The organism is Halorubrum sp. B52 (assembly GCF_059752555.1).
The window spans coordinates 1-3,146 of record NZ_MWTG01000016.1 but is presented as its reverse complement, the minus strand read 5'-3'; the positions used below and the strand labels follow the sequence as shown (position 1 = coordinate 3,146).

The 3,146-nt window shown below is 57.4% G+C and carries 2 rRNA genes; both read right to left on the bottom strand.

Annotation, left to right across the window (positions count from 1 at the left end):
* Nucleotides 1-57 precede the first annotated feature (57 nt).
* A 5S ribosomal RNA gene (gene rrf / locus B4V04_RS16880) occupies nucleotides 58-179 on the bottom strand.
* A 159-nt stretch (nucleotides 180-338) separates the two neighbouring features.
* Nucleotides 339-3,146: ribosomal RNA gene (locus B4V04_RS16875) — 23S ribosomal RNA — on the bottom strand; the annotation flags it as partial.

The following is a 3,146-nucleotide window of genomic DNA, read 5'->3' as shown; positions in this document are numbered from 1 at the left end:
GCTGGCTCGCGCTCGGCGTCGATTGAAAACGGGTGGGGCAATCGCCCCGGATGAATGGGCAGGCGGCGAACCGCGGTTCCCAGAGGATCGCTCACTCCAGTACTTCCCGGTACGCTGGTGGGCTTAACTTCCGTGTTCGGAATGGGTACGGGTGTTCCCCCACCGCTCTGGCCGCCTTTACGCCGACGCTCGGATTCGAACCGAGCCTCTCTCCCCATATGAATGGGCTGAGAGACGCCTGTGTCGGTGGTTCCGATCTGTGTGATCGGCCGACCGTGTATACGTGCGATCCAGTTACCGCCTGAACTCATGCGAGTGTGGTAATGTGTCAGTGCCGTATGATTGTGGCTTCGGTCTGTTAGTGCTCGTGGACTCAACACCTCGTTGCCTCGGTGCGTACATCCCGAGTCTATCGAACTCGTCTTCTACGAGTGACCTCAACGGTACTTCTTTTCCATGTGGGTTTCGAGCTTAGATGCGTTCAGCTCTTACCCCGTGTCGCGTGGCTACCCGGCAGTGCCCTTGCGGACAACCGGTACACCAGTGGCGACCAAACGTAGTTCCTCTCGTACTATACGTTCGTTCACGTCAAGTACCTTGACACCCCCAATAGATAGCAGCCGACCTGTCTCACGACGGTCTAAACCCAGCTCACGACCTCCTTTAATAGGCGAACAACCTCACCCTTGCCCGCTTCTGCACGGGCAGGATGGAGGGAACCGACATCGAGGTAGCAAGCCACCCGGTCGATATGTGCTCTTGCGGGTGACGACTCTGTTATCCCTAAGGTAGCTTTTCTGTCATCTACGGGCCCCATTCCGGAGCCTCGTAGGTTCGCTAGACCACGCTTTCGCGTCAGCGTCACTCGTTGGGAATGACACTGTCAGACCATCTTGTGCTCTTGCGCTCTTCGCCGGATTCCCGACCCGGCTGAGATGATCTTCGGGCGCGCTCGATATCTTTTCGAGCGCGTACCGCCCCAGTCAAACTGCCCGGCTACCGGTGTACTCCTCCCGGAGTGAGAGTCGCAGTCACCGACGGGTAGTATTTCAATGTTGTCTCGGTGGCCCGCTGGCGCGGGTACCTGTGTAACGACTCCTACCTATGCTGCACATCGGCGACCACGTCTCAGCGACAGCCTGCAGTAAAGCTCTATAGGGTCTTCGCTTCCCCTTGGGGGTCTCCAGACTCCGCACTGGAACGTACAGTTCACCGGGTCCAACGTTGGGACAGTGGCGCTCTCGTTTATCCATTCATGCAAGCCGCTACTGAAGCGGCAAGGTACTACGCTACCTTAAGAGGGTCATAGTTACCCCCGCCGTTGACGGGTCCTTCGTCCTCTTGTACGAGGTGTTCAGATACCCGCACTGGGCAGGATTCAGTGACCGTACGAGTCCTTGCGGATTTGCGGTCACCTGTGTTGTTATTAGACAGTCGGAGCGCCCGAGTCACTGCGACCTGCTCCGTAGAGAGCAGGCATCCCTTCTTCCGAAGGTACGGGACTAACTTGCCGAATTCCCTAACGTCGGTTCTCCCGACAGGCCGTGGCTTTCGCTGCCAGAGCACCTGTGTCGGATCTCGGTACGGACATCGTGCTTGTCTTTTCACGGGCCCTATGTACGGCTGACTTGCGCTATCTCACGTTTCGCTCGCTTCGTGCCGTGACGGCGTCCACGAGTTTCCACGATTCGACCGGGCGAAAGCCCGGCTCAGCGTTCCACACGGCGTCGACGTTTACTGCACGATGGCACTGGAATATTAACCAGTTTCCCGTTGATGCAGTCGAGTTGCGGTGCATCTTAGGACCGGCTGACCCTCGGCTGAGTGGCAGTGCCGAGGAACCCTTGCTCATCAGGCCGTCGAGGTTCTCACCCGACTATCGCTGCTACTGTGACCAGGATTGTCGTTTCTGAACGGTCCACGCGAGCTCTCGCCCGAGCTTCCATCCGAACAGAACGCCAACCTACGCGGTTGCCCCTGTCAAGGGCACGGCCAGGTCTCGGTGGTAGATTTGAGCCCCGATCATTTTGGGCGCCTCAAACCTCGGCCGGTAAGCTGTTACGCTTTTCTTAGAGGGTAGCTGCTTCTAAGCTCACCTCCCGGCTGTTTAGGGCTTGAGACCACCTTCGAATCGCACTTAATCTACACTTTGGGACCTTAACCCGGCTCTGGGTTGTTCCCCTCATGGTGCACAGGCTTACCCCGCACACCGGACTCCCTTCGTCTGCGGCGCCTGCGGGTTTGGAGTTTGACAGGATGGCCGACTCCTCTCGGAGGCGGGTCATCCAATCGGTAGCTCTACCCCGCGGGCTACCTCGGAAGAGGTCATGCTTCGACATGTTTCGGTTGGAACCAGCTGTTGCCAGGCTCGATGGGCCTTTCACCCCTATGCGCAGATCACGAGAGGATATTGTAGAATACCACCTCTAACGGGCCTCCACGTGGCTTTCGCCACGCTTCACCCTGCCTGCGTATAGATCGCCTGGTTTCGGGTCGCACCCAATTGACTCCCCGCGCTTGAACACGGTGGCCCTCGCAATGCTGCGGCCGTATCGGTTTCCCTGCGCCTTCCCCGGTTCACGGGTTAGACTCGCCAATCAAGTGCACTCCCTGGGTCGTTTTTCAAAACGCACGACACGACGCCGGCTCGTCTCTCTTCCTACTAGAGAATCGCTTCTCGGTCGTTTTGAGAGACGCCTTATACGCCCTGTCGCTCGATCGCCAGCTGATTTCAGGCCCTATTGCACCGCCCTTCTCGGGGTGCTTTTCAGCGTTCGCTCACGCTACTTGTTCGCTATCGGTCTCGAGGAGTGTTTAGCCTTCTCAGGGGATGCCTGAGTTGTTCACAGAGGATATCCGACCCCTGCTACTCTGGTATTGACGCCAACGGTACTGTTTCATCTTACGGGGTTGTCACCCTGTTTCACGCTCCATTCCAGGAGACTTCAGATGAAGTGTCGCGTTTTGGTTGTCAACCCGAACACCACATTGGTCCGAAGACCTTCGGTTTGGGCTGTGTCGCGGTCACTCGCGGTTACTAACGACATCGCGGTTGCGTTCTTTTCCTTCCCTTACTGAGATGTTTCAATTCAGGGAGTTCCCTATTGCGCGTGGCAATTGTAAACGGATTCCGATTCGGAGATCTC